Origin of the sequence: Proteus sp. G2669, assembly GCF_009915245.1 — a bacterium.
Lineage (GTDB): Bacteria > Pseudomonadota > Gammaproteobacteria > Enterobacterales > Enterobacteriaceae > Proteus.
In genome coordinates this window covers 15,231-33,126 of the sequence record NZ_JAABLX010000011.1, presented here as the reverse complement: position 1 = coordinate 33,126, position 17,896 = coordinate 15,231, and the positions used below count along the sequence as shown (strand labels likewise).

The window sequence follows — 17,896 nt, the reverse complement described above, 5'->3', positions numbered from 1 at the left end:
AGGATTATATCAATGAGTGTGAATATTGAAGCCTTAGTACGGCGATTAGGGGATACCTATGATGAACTTTATGATGATGGGTTAATTCCTTATAAAACTAAACCACGAGGCAATTCGGGTGATATCACCTTAAAGTTACGGATGAGCAAAGAATATGTTTTTTTATCATTTAAAAACCCATTAAAAACGCTCTCTCAAATTACACTGACATTAATCCCTGATAATATGAAAAACGGTTGGGTATTCCCCAATAAAATCCCGTTTGGGTTAGAACAGGTTATGACCGACCAATGGCTTTATCAACATATAGGTAATCCAATTAAGCGAACGCCTGAGAGGTATATTTTAAAAAGTTTTTTTTTAGGAAAAACAGAAGTATTCACATTAAAAGAAATGACCAGTTCAAATCAAAAAGTCGCTTTAATAGCAAGTTTTCATCCTACTATGAAAAATTTTGTTCAAGAAATTACCTTTGAATTATTAGAAGATTTAGAAGCACGTTGGAAGCCCGATCACTACAAATAATCCCTTTTATGTTAAACGGGCGAGTTAGTTAGCGAACTAAAAAGTGGTAACGACACCCTTCTTTTCCTCTTTTTCTTTTTTTCTGACTTTAAATTATCTTTTTATGACATTTTTATTAAAAATGTATTTTTTCGCTTGATTCTTACCCTAAAAGCACCAGATAATCGTTTGCGTCAAATTCTCTCACTTAATCCACACGAAAAACCAAACGTTTGCTTTTGACTCCCTCTTAAGATTTTTATCGGTAAGAGGTTATTTTAATTGATACGTAATCGTTTTCGTTTTTTGGAGAGTGAACCGTTTTTATGTCAGAGGAATGTAATGTCTGCTAATCAATCAGCAACCACAGGTAAACTGGATAGCTATTTTAAACTTACAGCTCGCGGTACAACTGTTCGCAAAGAAATGATCGCCGGTTTGACGACATTTTTGGCGATGGTGTATTCCGTGATTGTTGTTCCTAGCATGTTAGGGCAAGCCGGTTTTCCACATACAGCGGTTTTTATCGCAACCTGTTTAGTCGCGGGATTGGGCTCTCTTCTAATGGGATTGTGGGCAAATCTTCCTATGGCAATTGGTTGTGCTATTTCATTAACAGCATTTACCGCTTTCAGCTTGGTCTTAGGACAAAACATCTCTGTACCTGTTGCTTTAGGTGCTGTGTTTTTAATGGGGTGTTTATTCACCGTATTCTCATTAACTGGCATTCGCACTTGGATATTAAAAAATATTCCGACAGGTATTGCTCATGGCGCAGGAATAGGGATAGGGCTATTTCTACTTTTAATCGCAGCAAACAGTGTTGGATTAGTGGTGAAAAACCCATTTGATGGTTTACCTGTTGCAATGGGGAAATTCACTTCATTTTCTGTTCTGATGTCACTTGCTGGATTAGCCGCTATTTTCGGATTAGAAAAGCGTAAAGTACCGGGTGGCGTGCTATTAGTGATTGTTGCCATTTCGATTATTGGTCTGATTTTCGATCCTAATGTAAAATACCAAGGTGTTTTTAAAATGCCTCAATTAGGTGAAGAAGGGCTTTCTTTATTATTCGCAATGGATATTAAAGGAGCATTACAACCTTTAGTTTTACCAAGTGTACTTGCATTAGTAATGACTGCGATTTTTGATGCAACTGGAACTATCCGTGCGGTGGCAGGGCAAGCCAATTTATTAGATAAACGCGGACAAATTATTAATGGCGGAAAAGCACTAACTTCTGACTCCGTCAGTAGTATTTTTGCGGGTGTGATTGGTGCAGCCCCAGCTGCAGTTTATGTTGAATCAGCCGCAGGAACCGCCGCTGGTGGTAAAACAGGATTAACCGCAACAGTGGTGGGTATTTTATTTTTACTGATCCTTTTCTTATCGCCTCTCTCTTATTTAGTTCCAGCTTATGCAACGGCACCTGCGTTAATGTATGTAGGTTTATTGATGCTAGGTAATGTCACTAAATTAGATTTCAGTGATTTTGTTGATGCTATGTCTGGCATGGTGTGTGCTGTATTTATTGTTTTAACATGCAATATCGTTACAGGCATTATGTTAGGTTTTGGCTGTTTAGTGATTGGTCGAGTATTTGCTGGCGAGTGGCGTAAACTCAATATTGGTACAGTATTAATTACTATTGCTTTAGTGGCATTTTATGCGGGCGAGTGGGCGATTTAATTCGAATCATCGGTTTTAAAGACAAAAAGCGGAATATATCTATATTCCGCTTTTTTGCTATTTATTTATCTACTTTAATTCGCTATTGTCGAAATTAAGCTTAGTTTTTAAATAATTGGTAGAATATATGCAAGAAATAAAAATACGCCATGGCGAGCCAGACGACGCAACCGCAATTCAACAGTTATATACTCATCCTGATTTATATATTTGTACTTGCCAATTTCCTTACCCTTCTGTGACGATGTGGAAAAAAAGATTACTCGAATTTGCAGAACAAAATATTCCTAATTTTGTAGCAACTATTGATGGTCAAGTTGCGGGGCATTTAGCTCTGATAATTGATAATCATCCTCGTCGTCGCCACATTGTCAGTTTCGGTATTGGTGTTGGTGCAGAGTATTCTGGAAAAGGTGTCGGTAAGTTACTTATCAATACAGCAATTGATTATGCATTCAATTGGTTAGCCGCAACGCGTTTAGAGTTGGAAGTGTATTCAGATAATGAAAAAGGCTTACATTTATATAAAAAATTAGGCTTTGAAGTTGAAGGTATACGCCGTAAAGCGGCGTTTAGAGATGGAAAGTATTGTGATGTCGTCATGATGTCGATGTTAAGAACGATTGAATAATCATGTGAATAAGCGACATTGCTCTAAAAATTAATCGATATTGTCTTTTATTTGTTATTTTTATTTAATTTCTTAATGTTTTACGTTTGTATACGAGTAATTACATCGTTTAGACGGAAAAAGAGAAATAAAAACGTATGCTTTCGATGTTTAATGCCGTTAATAAATAAAGAGTAATGAGAAGTGCGCAATTTGTAGCGTTAGATACGATTAATCTTAATTTTAAATAATTACACATGAGTCTGTGTGGGATCTGTTTAAAATAAGGAAAGGTAAAGAAAGGCATGGCGCATAAATTTTTGCAGGGTGTGTTTTTTTATCATTCAGTAGGGTTTTCTTTTTTAAGGAAAAGATAACAAGTTTTTGGGATAAAAATAGGCATGTAAGGGTAACATGGAAATTTTCTTTACTATTTTGATTTTAATACTGGTGGTTTCAGTTTCGGGGGTTATTACAAAACTAATTCCCTTTCGTGTTCCGTTACCATTAATACAGATTGTGATAGGGGCTTTATTGGCATGGCCTCAATTTGGTTTACATGTCACTTTTGATCCTGAATTATTCCTCGTCCTATTGATCCCTCCTTTGTTGTTTGTTGATGGTTGGAAAACGCCGACACGAGAATTTATTCAAAATGGGCGTGAGATTTTTATTCTTGTGCTTGTTTTAGTGATGGTAACTGTTGTTGGTATTGGTTATTTAATTTATTGGATGATGCCAAGTATCCCTCTGATTTCTGCATTCGCATTAGCGGCGGTGCTTTCGCCAACGGATGCGGTAGCACTTTCTTCCATCGTTGGTAAAGGGCGAATACCTAAGCGAATAATGGGTATTTTAGAGGGTGAAGCATTAATGAATGATGCTTCAGGTCTGGTTGCCTTGAAATTTGCGGTTGCTGTAGCAATGGGCACCATGGTGTTTACTGTGGGGGGCGCGACACTTGAGTTCTTTAAAGTCGCTGTCGGCGGATTATTGGCCGGTATTGGCGTCACCTTGATTTACAGTAAATCTCTGCGATTAATGAGTCGCTGGAGTGGTGATGATCCTGCTACACAAATCGTCTTTATGTTATTGCTACCTTTTGCGTCCTATTTAATTGCAGAGCATATTGGTTTTTCAGGAATTTTAGCTGCTGTTGCTGCAGGTATGACTATCAGTAAATCCGGTGTAATTCGTAATGCACCACTCGCAATGCGTTTACGTGCTGATAGTGTGTGGTCAATGCTTGAATTTGTCTTTAACGGCCTTGTCTTTATTATGCTCGGCTTACAACTTCCGATTATTTGGACAAGCTCTGTTATTCAGGCCGACCTTGATCCAGAAGTCGAAGTGTGGATGTTGTTTGCTGCCGTATTCGTCATCTATTTTGCATTACTTATTTTACGTTTTACATGGTTATGGCTGATGAAAAAAATTAGCCGTATCTTTATGAGAAAACACCCACTTGATTTTGCCAATTATACAACGCGTGAACTGTGGCTTTCGTCATTTGCTGGTGTTCGTGGTGCGATTACTCTAGCAGGTGCGCTCTCTATTCCACTCTTTTTAACTGATGGCAGTACTTTCCCTGGTCGTTATCAAATCATCTTTATCGCAGCGGGTGTTATTTTACTGTCAATCCTTGTCGGTATTATTTCGCTTCCTTTCCTGTTGAAAGGCGTGAAAACTACGGATAAAGAAGCCGATAAAAATGAAGTTCGTTATGCGCGAAAAATTATGGCAGAAGTGGCGATTGTCAGCTTGAATAAAATGGAAGAGCGTTTAGCTGCTAGTACAGAAGAGCAACTTGATGCAGAAGAAATTAATGAAGTTGCTTCCCGGGTAACAGGCTATTTACGACGTCGTACTGCAAACCAAGATGAAATGGTTCATAACATGTTAGAAGAAGATCTTGAAAGACGTTTTCGCCTAACTGCATTACGTGCTGAACGTGGTGAGCTTTACCATTTAAGGGCTACGCGAAAAATCAGTAATGAAACACTCCAATTGTTGCTACATGAATTGGATTTAATGGAAGCACTGTTAGTTGAGAAAGATAGTTAATTATGTGGTTGCTCATTATTACAACACTGTTATGGGCAGCCTCTTTTAGCCTGATCGGCGAGTATCTTGCGGGTCAGGTTGATAGTTGGCTCTCTGTTTTGATCCGTGTTTCTTTAGCGGCTTTGGTCTTTTTACCTTTCTTACGTTGGAAGGGAATTCGTTTTAAGGTGATTTTGCTTTATATGAGTGTGGGAGCTTGCCAACTTGGTATTATGTATCTGTTTGTCTTCCATGCTTATAACTATTTGACCGTCGCAGAATTCTTACTATTTACCGTATTAACACCGCTTTATGTCACGTTAATTTATGATCTATTAGAACGCCAAAAATTACGCTGGGGTTATGCATTCAGCTCCTTATTAGCCGTGTTAGGGGCCGCTATTATTCGTTATGACCATTTAAGTGATGATTTTTGGTATGGATTGTTATTAGTGCAACTTGCTAATATTTTCTTTGCTATCGGTCAGGTGGGTTATAAGCGATTAATGGAAGTACATCCAATTCCACAACATCATGCGTTTTCTTGGTTTTATCTTGGTGCTGTTGCCGTTTCACTGATTGGTGCGTTGTGTTTTGCTGATTGGCAGAAAATGCCAACAACATCGCTACAATGGGGTGTTTTATTCTGGTTAGGAATAGGGGCTTCTGGAATAGGTTATTTCATGTGGAACTATGGTGCCACACAAGTTGATGCTGGAACCTTAGCTATTATGAATAACATGATGATTCCAGCCGGATTATTAGTTAATTTCTCTATTTGGCAACAACATCCAAATTGGCCAAGTTTCATCATAGGCGCGAGCCTGATTGTTGCATCACTTTGGATCCATCGACGCTGGATACACCGACCTGTTTTACAAAAGGAAGATTGTTAACAGCGTGCTGACCTGATAAACGAATAAATTCACGAATTGCCGGTTGATGTTGCTCTCCACTACGGTTGGCTGCATATAACCGGCTCCATAATCCTTCGCCTAATGTTTTTGTCACCACTAATCCTTGTTTTTCAAAATTTTCTACTGCCCAATGAGGTAGAGCTGCGATCCCCATGCCAGCTGCAACCATTTGAATTAACAACAATGTATTATCGACATGTTTAAAATGTGGTGTTATTCCTGCGGGTTGTAAAAAATGGCGCCACACATCAAAACGCTCTCTTTGCACAGGATAAATAAATAAGGTTTCTGCAATTAAATCTTGTGGCTGAATATGTAATCTATTCGCGAGAGGGTGTTCAGGCGATAAAACTAGCTTAACTTCATAGTCAAACAGCGGGGTATAATGTAAACGTGCATCATCTAAAATATCAGAGGTTAGCACTACATCTAATTCACGTTGTAGTAATGCAGGTTGTGGATCAAACGTAACCCCCGAATGGAAATCGACATTGACTTCAGGCCATGTTTGGCGATATTGCTGTAATGCGGGTGTTAACCATTGAATACAACTATGGCATTCAATCGCAATATTTAAATTTGAACTCCCCGGCTCATTACATGCTTCAATCGCTCTGCGTACGATAGGCAGAACTTCTTCGGCTAATTTGACCAACACTTCACCTTGTGAGGTAAAACGCAGTGGTTGGCTTTTACGCACAAAAATTCGATAACCCAGACGATGTTCTAATTCACTAAATTGATGTGAAAGAGCCGACTGTGTTTGATGTAGTTGATTTGCTGCGTTAGCAAGAGATCCAGTGTGCTTTAGTGCCAATATCGTTTTTAAGTGTTTTATTTCTATCATGAGAAACCTTCATGTTGTTGATGAAAAATTTGCGCTTGTGATTTATACACTACCTGTAGATTATGGATGTGTAAACATCTAGACGGCTAAAAACAGGATTTTAATTATGACAATTCGCAATCACACACTGGGTTTCCCTCGTATTGGCTTAGATAGAGAGCTAAAAAAGGCACAAGAAAATTATTGGGCAGGTAAGATTTCACAAAAAGAACTTATTGCAGTGGGTAAAGAACTTCGTGCTCGTCACTGGCAACAACAAGCAGATGCAGGTGTGGAATTATTACCTGTTGGTGATTTTGCTTGGTATGACCAAGTATTAGGAACAAGTTTATTGTTAGGTAACGTGCCACCTCGTCATCGTAATGAAGATGGCTCATTAGATCTTGATACATTATTTAGAGTTGCGCGTGGTAGAGCGCCAACGGGTAAGCCTGCCGCTGCATCTGAAATGACGAAATGGTTTAATACTAACTATCACTATATCGTACCGGAATTCCAACAAGGTCAATCATTTACCTTTGCATGGAAAGAGTTATTAGATGAAGTAGATGAAGCATTAGCTCTTGGTCATAAAATAAAACCAGTGTTACTGGGGCCGGTGACTTATCTTTGGTTAGGCAAAGTGAAAGGGCCTGAATTTGATCGATTAACGCTTTTAAAAGAAATTCTTCCTATCTATCAACAAGTTATTAATGCATTAAAAGAGAAAGGTATTGAGTGGGTACAAATTGATGAGCCTGCATTGGTATTGGATTTACCAATTGAATGGCAAAACGCATACCAAACTGCTTATCAAACATTAGCGGGGCAGGTTAAATTACTGCTGACAACTTATTTTGATGGTATTTCTCATCATCTTGATATTATTAAGAACTTACCTATTAATGGGCTTCATGTTGATCTTTCAGCAGGTCAGGATGATTTGCAACATTTACATCAAACATTACCCAAAGATTGGGTGCTGTCATTAGGTGTTATTAATGGCCGTAATGTTTGGAAAGCTGATTTGAGCACTCGTTATCAGCAAGTCATTGCGCTAAAAGGTAAACGTCCATTATGGATCGGAACTTCATGTTCATTACTGCATAGCCCAATTGATTTAAAGGCAGAAACTAAACTTGATGATGAAGTAAAAAGTTGGTTTGCTTTTGCTGTTCAAAAATGTGAAGAAGTGGCTTTGTTGACTCAGGCACTAAATGCGTCCGAAGGCGAGTATGATGATCAATTGGCACAATACAGTGCCCCAATTCGCCAACGCCAACATTCTACACGTGTGCATAATGCTAAAGTGGCAGCTCGTTTAGAGGCGATTAAAGCGCAAGACAGTGAAAGAAATTCACCTTATACCCAACGTGCAGAAGTTCAACGTGCTCGGTTTAATCTGCCACTATGGCCAACCACGACCATTGGCTCATTTCCTCAAACCACTGAAATTCGTACTGTACGCCTTGATTTCAAAAAAGGAAATATTGATACAGTAGCTTATCGCAAAAACATTAGTGAACATATTAAGCAAGCGATAACGGAGCAAGAAAACCTAGGACTTGATGTATTAGTGCATGGTGAAGCTGAACGTAACGACATGGTGGAGTATTTCGGTGAGCACTTTGATGGCTATGTCTTTACACAGAATGGGTGGGTACAAAGTTATGGCTCACGTTGTGTAAAACCACCAGTGATTATTGGCGATATTAGTCGTCCAAAAGCGATTACTGTGGATTGGGCAACTTACGCACAATCATTAACTGAAAAGCCAGTTAAAGGAATGTTAACAGGGCCAGTGACAATTTTATGTTGGTCGTTCCCTCGTGAAGATGTGACGCGTGAAACCATTGCAAAACAGATTGCGTTAGCACTGCGTGATGAAGTCAATGATTTACAAAAAGCGGGTATAGGTATCATCCAAATAGATGAACCAGCCTTACGTGAAGGATTACCACTGCGTCGTGATGAATGGCAAGCTTATCTTGATTGGGCCGTTGATGCCTTTAAATTAAGTGCCGCTGTCGCTGATGATGAAACGCAAATTCACACGCATATGTGTTATTGCGAGTTTAACGACATCATGGATTCTATTGCAGCACTGGATGCGGATGTGATTACTATCGAAACTTCACGTTCAGATATGGAGCTTTTAGAAGCCTTTGAACACTTTGATTACCCAAATGAAATTGGGCCTGGTGTTTATGATATTCACTCGCCTAACGTGCCAAATGTAGAATGGATTGTGGGATTATTAAGAAAAGCGCAATCACGTATTCCAGCAGAGCGTTTATGGGTGAACCCAGATTGTGGATTAAAAACACGAGGCTGGACTGAAACACGCGCAGCATTAGCGAATATGGTGGAAGCCGCTAAATATTTACGCCAGAACGTATAATAAAATAATTACTTGTTAGCCTGCTATTTTTGAATGGTTACTTTGATAAAAAGTCACATCATTAAAATAGCAGGCTAATTTTATATAAATAAAAAAGAGCATTAATTAAAACTCGGAGCAAATCTTATTATTGATATTCTAGAGAGTTGTTATACTGCGAGAACTCGCTAATTTTATGGATATAATTATTGTGCAAACTAGCATTAAACTTTCGGATAAAGTATTAGATGCTTTTCCAACTCGACCTTTGACATTGGTTCCACTAAGAGGAGATGGTGGACTATTCCGCACCTTATTTTTAGTGGTTGTGATGTTAGCATTGACTGTATTTAGTGCATATCAAATCCCTAATATTCTTTATGATTATAAAATCAGTGAGAATGCGGTTCCTATTAATGCTACAGTAAAAGGCTCTTGTCGATCACAACTCTTTGTTTTAACTAACTGTAGTGTTGATTTGCGTTATAAAGGTCATGAGGTTTCACGTAATTTTACCTTTTTAGATTTAGGTTCAAAGGATGTACTTGTTGAACCCGTTGCTGATGCAAATGATCTTAGCAAAATGACCGTTGATGTAGCGATAGATAATATTTGGCTTCGCCTAATTAGTACGGTTATTTTTATCGGCTTATTTGGGATTAGTGTGATCTTTTTTATTTATCGTCAAATATTGACGAGTAAAGTGAGAAAAGCCTTATTATCAGTGGGAACTCAACCGCTAAAATTAATAGCGATCCCAGCAAAAATGGTTGTGAGTAATAAGCAATTTATTGCAACTTATCATCTTAATTTAGACGGTAAAGATATTCGTATTGCTTATTCAGGAAATAAAAAAACACCGCCTATTGTAATTGAAAAAGATGGAAATACTTATGTATTAGCCGTTTATTCGCCACAACAGAATATCCCTTATGCTTTGGATGTGCCTTTAGAGCGTATTCAAGCAACGCCAGAAGAGAAGCAACGTTTTCATGACGCGTTAATTGAAGAAGGTTTGCTGTAATCAATTTTGATTATTAAGAATGTGATGCGTTTTCTCTTATGGGGTATAAGGGAAAACGCATTAAATAAGTACGATTAAAACAGTTTGTTTATTTAACCACCAAAAATCTTCGCTTTTAGAATATCCATCCCCGCACTGACTAAATCTAAATCTTTAGGTACCACACCATCTGGTGTCACTTTATTAATTAATTTAGGGAGATATTGTGCTGCCATTTCAGAGGCTTCAGTTGCACTTAAATTAATCTTTGACGCAAGTTCATTAATAACAGGTGATGAGAAAACAGTTACGATTTGTTCAGCACTGATAGGTAAATTTGTATTTGTACTTATCCAAGATTGGATCAGCTCACTTAAACCCGCTGTATCAAATTGCTTTATTAAGCCTTCAATGCCACCTTGAGACTCAACCCAGTCGAGGACAGTTTTGTATTGATTGATTTTTTCGCCACCCAATAGGCTTGCAATTTGGTTAAATAAGCTCATGTTCACTCCTGTGACAAGGTGTTTGTCACATTAAGATGTTTGTTTTAAGGGCGGGTAGTGTACGCGTTATATTCGTCATACTTCAAGCTTCTCGTCATACTTCAAGTTGTAACATTCACTCACACTAGTCGCCTAGCTACATCTTGAATTATTTAGAGTATATGTTTGCTAGGGTATGTTTATTTGTATTAGTTAACGGCATTTTGAATTATTTAGAGTATATGTGCATCAAGGTATTTGTGTCGTCTATACTGATAAATGAAATGTTTATTTTAGTGAATGATTGAAGTAAGCGAATATTGATAATGTATTCGCTGAAAATGTATTTCGAACGTTATATTTCGTGATGATAATCACAATTTTATGAAATTGTTACTTTGTTTGGCACCTTGTAGGTGATATTGGTCACTAAAAAGGTCTGTAAAGCTGATAAAGTAAGTCTTAATTTAATGATCATTGGTTTTGTCCCATTGAGGAGTCCGATATGTCTGATGTATTTCACTTAGGTTTAACCAAAAATGACCTACAGGGTGCCACTTTAGCAATTGTTCCAGGTGATCCTAAGCGTGTTGAAAAAATTGCAAAATTAATGGATAACCCTGTCCATCTGGCTTCTTTACGTGAATACACGTCATGGCGTGGTGAAATTGATGGCAAAGCTGTCATTGTTTGCTCAACAGGTATCGGTGGTCCATCTACCTCTATCGCAGTTGAAGAATTAGCACAATTAGGTATTCGTACTTTCTTGCGTATTGGTACAACAGGTGCAATTCAAGAACATATCAACGTAGGTGATATTCTTGTGACGACTGCTGCGGTTCGTTTAGATGGCGCAAGCTTACATTTCGCACCAATGGAATTCCCTGCTGTTTCTGATTTTGAATGTATGAATGCACTGTACAAAGCTGCTAAAGACAATGGCTCAACTGTACACGTAGGTGTAACTGCGTCTTCTGATACATTCTATCCAGGACAAGAACGTTACGACACTTATACAGGCCGTGTTGTTCGCCGTTTCAAAGGCTCTATGAAAGAGTGGCAAGAAATGGGTGTAATGAACTATGAAATGGAATCTGCAACATTACTAACAATGTGTGCAAGCCAAGGTTTACGTGCAGGTATGGTTGCGGGTGTTATCGTAAACCGTACTCAGCAAGAAATTCCAGATGCAGAATTACTGAAGAAAACAGAAAATAATGCACTTGGTATCGTTATTGAAGCAGCTCGTATTTTAATGAAGTAAGCGTTTTCAATTGAATGCTAAAGCCCTTAATACAAAAGTATTAAGGGCTTTTTTTGTATGGTAATTCATCACGTTAATATGACATGACAACAGAAGATGATTTCTGTTAAGGTCTTTAAGAATTTAACAACATAATAATGAGAAGAGGCGTTATGACTGATATCTTACAAACACATCCTTCGGTATTGCCTTTAGTTGGTGGGATCAACTTTCGTGATTTAGGTGGAAAAAAATTAAGTAATGGTGGTGTTATTAAACCTGGAATGCTCTTTCGCTCAGGATCACTGGATAGATTAACCCATACAGATCAATCTCTTCTCATCGATAGAAATCTTTTTCAAATCATTGATTATCGTGACGCAGGCGAAATTATTGATAAACCAGATCGGGTTTGGGAAGGTGCTCAATATTATCACGCACCTGCAAATCCATTATCAAAAGAAGTCTCCGCTAATCTTGAAAAATTGACACCTGAAATATTAGAGCAATTTGATGCCAAAGCATTTATGTTTCAGCTATATAAATTATTACCTATCAATAATCCCGCATATAAACAACTGGCTACGCTATTAAAGCAACCTGAAAAAGGGGGCGTAGTGCAACATTGTGCAGTAGGTAAAGATAGAACAGGCGTTGGTTCTGCATTAGTTTTGTTTGCATTAGGTGCTTCTTTAGATGTGGTGATGGAAGACTACCTACTGACTAATGAAACATTGGCACCTTATCGTGCTTACCTTCTAGAAGAACATGCCAAGACCATGAGTGAAAATATTGTTGATAAATTTGCTTATGTTTATTCCGTACAAGAAGAATTTCTACAAACGGCGTTAACCAGTATTAATCAGCATTACGGTAATGTGGATACTTGGCTAGAGAAAGATATCGGTTTAGATGCTTCTAGCCGAGATGCCTTACAAAATTATTTTCTTGAATAATAAAGTGATTTATATTCGGTTAATCAGTCTGTTTTATTTCACTTAGGTTAACCGATTTAAGGCCTCTATTTTGACAGTACAAGATATCATTCATACCATCACTCTCTTTGTAAAAGAGCACGAAATTTGGGCTATTCCTATCGTGTTCTTTCTTGCTTTTGGTGAATCACTTGCTTTTATCTCTTTGCTGATCCCCGCAACGGTTATTTTATTGGGATTAGGGGCTTTAATTGGTGAAAGTGGCTTATTTTTTTGGCCGATTTGGCTTGCTGCTGCATTAGGCGCTTTTTTCGGAGATTGGGTCTCATACTGGGTAGGTTTTCACTATAAAGAGGGCGTGAGAAACTTATGGCCAATTTCGCGCTCACCACAAACGCTTGTTAGAGGCCATCAATTTTTTAATCGTTGGGGGATCTGGGGCGTATTTATTGGGCGTTTTTTTGGACCTTTTCGTGCGATTGTTCCATTAGTTGCGGGTATTTGTGCAATGCCACAGCGTTATTTTCAAATTGCTAATTTAACATCAGCCATGATCTGGGCATTTGGTATTTTGGCGCCCGGTGCCTTTGGTTTGCAATGGCTTGCGAAATGGGTGGGATAACTGCGTCCTTTATCGCAAATCAAGTCACGATGTAAATTGTTGCTAGACAATATTACCTATGCGTTTTAACTTAGCCCGCTGGAAAGTAAAAAGGTCACTTTAGTGGATATTCAGTTGTTATATGGGATCATTGGTTTATTAGGCGGTGTGCTCGTCGGTGGTGCGCTTGTTTGGTGGTCTATCCAACAACGTTTAGCTGATAAAGAAGCCATGCTGCGTGAAAACTACACACAGCTTGCCGTTGCCCAAGAAAAATCAGCAATTATCCCTTCTTTACAACAGCATATAGAACAACTAGAGCAAGAATTGCGCGCTCAACGAGAAATTATTACCTCTCAAGAAGCAGAATTAAGAGAAGTAACAACGCGGTGGGAAGAGAGTCGTTTATCTGCTGAAGAAAAACAGCGACTATTAGTCAATAGTGAGCAACGGCTTGCGACACAGTTTGAAAATCTGGCTAATCGTATTTTTGAACAAAGTGGGCGTAAAGCCGAAGAGTTAAATCGACAAGGACTAACGCATTTGCTGTCACCTTTTCGTGAACAATTGGAAAGTTTTCGACGCCAAGTTCAAGATGGTTTTGGGCAAGAAGCCAGAGAGCGACATACCTTAGTTCATGAAATTCGCCAGCTTCAACAATTAAATGTCAAAATGGCACAAGAAGCGGTGAATCTAACAAATGCCTTAAAAGGGGACAATAAAGTCCAAGGTAATTGGGGTGAAACGGTATTAGCGCGTATATTAGAGTCTTCAGGATTACGTGAAGGCCATGAATTTGAAACGCAGGTGAGTATTCGCCATGAAAATGGCGGTCGCTATCAACCTGACGTTATTGTGCACTTACCCCATGGTAGGGATGTCATTATCGACGCTAAAATGTCGCTGGTGGCATATGAAAAGTATTTTAGTAGCCATGATGATAATGAACGTAAACAGGCGCTTTATGCACATGTGAACTCAATTAGAACGCATATTAAAGGATTGAGTGTAAAAGATTATCATAAACTACCGGGTGTTACGTCTTTAGACTATGTTTTGATGTTTATACCCATAGAGCCAGCTTATCTTGTTGCAATTGGTCATTCTCCTGACTTGTTAGAAGAAGCATTGAAAAACAATATAATGTTAGTTGGGCCATCTACTTTACTTGTTGCTTTGCGTACAATAGCTGCATTGTGGCGATATGAATATCAAAGCCAAAATGCGCAAGAAATTGCGGATAGAGCGGCTAAAATGTATGACAAATTAAGACTTTTCGTTGATGATATGCAAGGGCTAGGAAATAGTATTCAAAAAGCGCAGTCTGGCTATTTATTGGCGATGAAAAAACTCTCTGAAGGTCGCGGAAATCTTATCAGTCAAGCGGAAGGCTTTAAATCCCTAGGGGTAGAGATAAAAAAAACGATTGATAATGATCTCATTGAAAAATCGACGTCTGATTGATTTGAAAAATAAAGAGACAAAGATTTCTGAAATAAGACCAGTACTGAATTTACTAAATTTTGATTAATTAGCGGGCAAATAATATGACTCAACAAACTAAGGAAACAACAGATTTTGGTTTCCAAACCGTTGACAAAGATGATAAACAAACCATGGTTGCAAGGGTTTTTCACTCTGTCGCGTCTAAATATGATTTAATGAATGACTTGATGTCTTTCGGGGTTCACCGCATCTGGAAACGTTATACCATTGAAGCAAGTGGTGTAAGACGTAACCAACGAGTTCTTGATCTTGCGGGTGGTACTGGTGATTTAACAGCTAAATTCTCTCGCCTAGTAGGTGAAAATGGAGAAGTTGTTTTAGCTGATATTAATGATTCAATGCTGAAAATGGGGCGTGAGAAGCTACGCGATCACGGTATTGTCGGTAATGTTAACTACGTACAAGCAAATGCTGAAGAGTTACCTTTCCCTGATAACCATTTCGACTGCATCACTATCTCCTTTGGCTTACGTAACGTGACCGATAAAGCGAAAGCATTACGTTCTATGTTTCGTGTATTGAAACCAGGTGGACGTTTGTTGGTGCTGGAGTTCTCTAAACCGGTTCTTGATCCCTTAAGTAAGATTTATGATGCTTACTCTTTCCATATCTTACCTAAAATTGGTCAAGTGATTGTAAATGATGCTGAAAGTTACCGTTATTTAACGGAATCAATTCGTATGCATCCAGACCAAGAAACTTTAAAAGGTATGATGGAAGAAGCGGGATTTGACCAAGTGACCTATACCAACATGACTGGCGGTATAGTTGCTCTACACAAAGGATTTAAATTCTGAGATGGAAAAAGCCACTTTTTCTCATGATATTGCTTCTCAAGTGCTGTATCCGCTGTTAACAGCATCAATGGAGACAGCTCTTAATCATGTTTTATATCAGGAAAATGTGCTTAAACCTGCCCGCAATCGCCTTGCGGGCAAAGTGTTGGCGCTTTCTATCAATGAGTTTCCTCGTTCCATCTACTTAGTCTTTAGCGAACAACAAGTTGATGTATTAAGCCAGTGGGATGATGAAACTGATTGTTTGATAAAAACAAAATTACTCACACTGATTAAGCTTCGTGATCGCCAGAAAATGTCAGAACTGATCAATCGTGGCGATATTACTATTGATGGTGATATGCAGGTTGTTCAAAATTGGTCTGCATTGCTAGATATGGCGCAGTGGGAACCCGCGCAATATTTGGCGCCTTATATTGGTGATATAGCAGCGCAAAGTTTGACTGTTGTTGCAGGAAAGGGCGTTCAGTTATTTTCTTCACTCTTGAGCCACCAAAAAGGTTATTTACGTGATGCGTTAATTGAAGAGTGGAAAACCGCACCTAGTGCATTAGAAACAGTCCATTTTTATGATGAAATAGAACAACTTGCACAGCAAACAGCCGAACTAGAAAAACGGTTAGGCACATTGGAGAAAAAATAATGCTCCTTAGTGAGTTAAAGCGCCTCTATCATATTATTCAGGTATTCTTATCTTATGGGCTTGATGAATTAATTCCTAAACATCGAATTACTTTACCTGCAAGATTAGGATGCCGAGCACTCTTTTGGATCAAAAATAAGCATCCAGAAAAACCATTAGGTGAACGCTTACGACTCGCATTGCAAACATTAGGGCCTGTTTGGATTAAATTAGGTCAAATGTTATCAACTCGACGTGATCTCTTTCCTCCTCAAATTGCTGATCAACTTGCGCTATTGCAAGATAAAGTTGCTCCTTTTGATGGTAAAAAAGCACGACAATATATCGAAAACTCATTCGGTGGCCCTATCGACCAATGGTTTGATGATTTTGATGAAACACCTCTGGCTTCAGCTTCCATTGCTCAGGTTCATACAGCGAAATTAAAAGAAAACGGCAAAGAAGTTGTGCTAAAAGTTATTCGCCCCGATATTCAGCCTGTGATCAAAGCGGATATCCGTTTGATGTATCGCTTGGCAAACCTATTACCATTTTTACCTGATGGTCGTCGTTTACGACCTAAAGAAGTGATCCGCGAATACGAAAAAACATTACTTGATGAGCTAAATTTACTACGCGAAGCTGCTAATGCTATTCAACTTCGTCGTAATTTTGAAAATAGCTCAATGCTTTATATCCCTGAAGTGTATTCAGATTATTGCCATGAAAATGTGATGGTGATGGAACGTATTTATGGTATTCCTGTTTCTGATATTGAAGCGTTGAATGCACAAAAGACGAATATGAAGCTTCTTGCAGAACGTGGTGTAAAAGTCTTTTTTACTCAGGTGTTTAGAGACAGTTTCTTCCATGCGGATATGCATCCTGGTAATGTGTTTATTAGTTATGATCACCCTGAAAATCCATATTATATTGGCATTGATTGCGGTATCGTTGGTTCATTAAATAAAGAAGATAAACGTTATTTAGCTGAAAACTTCTTAGCTTTCTTTAATCGTGATTATCGAAAGGTTGCAGAGTTACATGTTGATTCAGGTTGGGTTCCAGCAGATACCAATGTGGAAGACTTTGAATTTGCAATCCGTACTGTGTGCGAACCAATTTTTGAAAAGCCTCTGTCTGAGATCTCATTTGGTCATGTGTTGCTTAATCTGTTCAATACTGCACGGCGTTTTAATATGGAAGTGCAACCTCAGTTAGTGTTACTTCAAAAAACATTGCTTTATGTTGAAGGGCTTGGACGGCAACTTTATCCACAATTAGATTTATGGAAAACGGCAAAACCTTTCTTAGAAGATTGGTTGCATAGCCAAATTGGTATAACAGCGTTAATGAATGGCATAAAGAGTAAGGCACCTTACTGGATTGAAAAAATGCCAGAGATACCAGAGCTGGTTTATGATAGTCTGAAACAACATAAAAATATGAAGTTAACACTAGACAAATTGACGGAACAAATAAGTTCGCAAAGAGTCAAACAGAGACAGTCTCTATTTTTATTGGGTATAGGTACGACACTGTTTTTATGCGGTAGCCTGTTTTTCGTTTCTGGTTTTAAAACATTATTCAGTGTTTTTATCAGTTTAGGTCTTCTTGCATGGATTTTGGGTTGGTTTAGATCTGGTAATGCACAATAAAAACGCATCAAAGTTTGTCTTTGAGCAAGTTAAAAGATGAATTCGAGATTCCCGAAAATTGAATTCGTTGTATATAA

16 protein-coding genes are annotated in these 17,896 nt (G+C 38.4%); 14 read left to right on the top strand and 2 right to left on the bottom strand.

Annotated features, from left to right (window positions below; all coding sequences use genetic code 11):
- The 5 genes from GWI68_RS02200 to GWI68_RS02180 all read left to right on the top strand — a co-directional run.
- The coding region (locus GWI68_RS02200; RefSeq protein ID WP_243733279.1) for a DUF6392 family protein at positions 1 to 525 on the top strand (525 nt) is incomplete at its 5' end.
- 321 nt (positions 526 to 846) lie between these two features.
- Positions 847 to 2,193, top strand: a complete 1,347-nt coding sequence (locus GWI68_RS02195) for an NCS2 family permease (RefSeq protein ID WP_109408588.1) — start codon at positions 847 to 849, stop codon at positions 2,191 to 2,193.
- A 127-nt stretch (positions 2,194 to 2,320) separates the two neighbouring features.
- Positions 2,321 to 2,824 (top strand): GNAT family N-acetyltransferase, encoded by a 504-nt coding sequence (locus tag GWI68_RS02190; RefSeq protein ID WP_109408589.1) that lies wholly within the window; start codon positions 2,321 to 2,323, stop codon positions 2,822 to 2,824.
- Between the two features lie 393 nt (positions 2,825 to 3,217).
- Positions 3,218 to 4,867 carry a Na+/H+ antiporter gene (locus GWI68_RS02185; RefSeq protein ID WP_109408590.1) on the top strand — a complete coding sequence of 550 codons (1,650 nt, stop codon included), beginning with the start codon at positions 3,218 to 3,220 and terminating at the stop codon, positions 4,865 to 4,867.
- Between the two features lie 2 nt (positions 4,868 to 4,869).
- Positions 4,870 to 5,742, top strand: a complete 873-nt coding sequence (locus tag GWI68_RS02180; RefSeq protein ID WP_166539241.1) for a carboxylate/amino acid/amine transporter — start codon at positions 4,870 to 4,872, stop codon at positions 5,740 to 5,742.
- Here GWI68_RS02180 and metR read toward each other — a convergent pair.
- Entirely contained in the window at positions 5,657 to 6,610 is a 954-nt protein-coding gene (metR, locus tag GWI68_RS02175) for an HTH-type transcriptional regulator MetR (protein ID WP_166539240.1), read from the bottom strand. The genes GWI68_RS02180 and metR overlap by 86 nt on opposite strands.
- 106 nt (positions 6,611 to 6,716) lie before the next feature.
- Between metR and metE the strand changes: the two genes are divergently transcribed.
- Together metE and GWI68_RS02165 are read left to right on the top strand one after the other, a co-directional pair.
- Positions 6,717 to 8,990, top strand: coding sequence for a 5-methyltetrahydropteroyltriglutamate--homocysteine S-methyltransferase (gene metE / locus GWI68_RS02170; RefSeq protein WP_166539239.1), 2,274 nt, complete (start codon positions 6,717 to 6,719; stop codon positions 8,988 to 8,990).
- 175 nt (positions 8,991 to 9,165) lie between these two features.
- Positions 9,166 to 9,993, top strand: coding sequence for a hypothetical protein (locus tag GWI68_RS02165; RefSeq protein ID WP_166539238.1), 828 nt, complete (start codon positions 9,166 to 9,168; stop codon positions 9,991 to 9,993).
- A 92-nt stretch (positions 9,994 to 10,085) separates the two neighbouring features.
- Here the strand turns inward: GWI68_RS02165 and GWI68_RS02160 are convergent, their stop codons facing one another.
- Complete coding sequence (locus GWI68_RS02160; protein WP_109408595.1) at positions 10,086 to 10,478, bottom strand: YidB family protein; 393 nt, start codon at positions 10,476 to 10,478, stop codon at positions 10,086 to 10,088.
- 484 nt (positions 10,479 to 10,962) lie between these two features.
- Here GWI68_RS02160 and udp point away from each other — a divergent pair, with 484 nt between their 5' ends.
- From udp to ubiB, 7 genes are all read left to right on the top strand, one after another.
- Positions 10,963 to 11,721 (top strand): uridine phosphorylase, encoded by a 759-nt coding sequence (udp, locus tag GWI68_RS02155; RefSeq protein WP_023583501.1) that lies wholly within the window; start codon positions 10,963 to 10,965, stop codon positions 11,719 to 11,721.
- 152 nt (positions 11,722 to 11,873) lie between these two features.
- Complete coding sequence (locus tag GWI68_RS02150) at positions 11,874 to 12,656, top strand: tyrosine-protein phosphatase (RefSeq protein ID WP_109408596.1); 783 nt, start codon at positions 11,874 to 11,876, stop codon at positions 12,654 to 12,656.
- Between the two features lie 70 nt (positions 12,657 to 12,726).
- Entirely contained in the window at positions 12,727 to 13,257 is a 531-nt protein-coding gene (locus GWI68_RS02145; RefSeq protein ID WP_109408597.1) for a DedA family protein, read from the top strand.
- A 102-nt stretch (positions 13,258 to 13,359) separates the two neighbouring features.
- Entirely contained in the window at positions 13,360 to 14,700 is a 1,341-nt protein-coding gene (gene rmuC, locus GWI68_RS02140) for a DNA recombination protein RmuC (protein WP_109408598.1), read from the top strand.
- Positions 14,701 to 14,783: 83 nt separating this feature from the next.
- The gene (gene ubiE, locus GWI68_RS02135) at positions 14,784 to 15,539 is read left to right on the top strand and encodes a bifunctional demethylmenaquinone methyltransferase/2-methoxy-6-polyprenyl-1,4-benzoquinol methylase UbiE (protein ID WP_075672293.1); all 756 of its coding nucleotides are present in this window, start codon (positions 14,784 to 14,786) and stop codon (positions 15,537 to 15,539) included.
- A 1-nt stretch (position 15,540) separates the two neighbouring features.
- The gene (locus GWI68_RS02130; RefSeq protein WP_109408599.1) at positions 15,541 to 16,182 is read left to right on the top strand and encodes an SCP2 domain-containing protein; all 642 of its coding nucleotides are present in this window, start codon (positions 15,541 to 15,543) and stop codon (positions 16,180 to 16,182) included.
- Complete coding sequence (gene ubiB, locus GWI68_RS02125) at positions 16,182 to 17,819, top strand: ubiquinone biosynthesis regulatory protein kinase UbiB (RefSeq protein WP_072069492.1); 1,638 nt, start codon at positions 16,182 to 16,184, stop codon at positions 17,817 to 17,819. Before GWI68_RS02130 ends, ubiB begins: the two co-directional genes overlap by 1 nt.
- Positions 17,820 to 17,896: the final 77 nt, after the last annotated feature.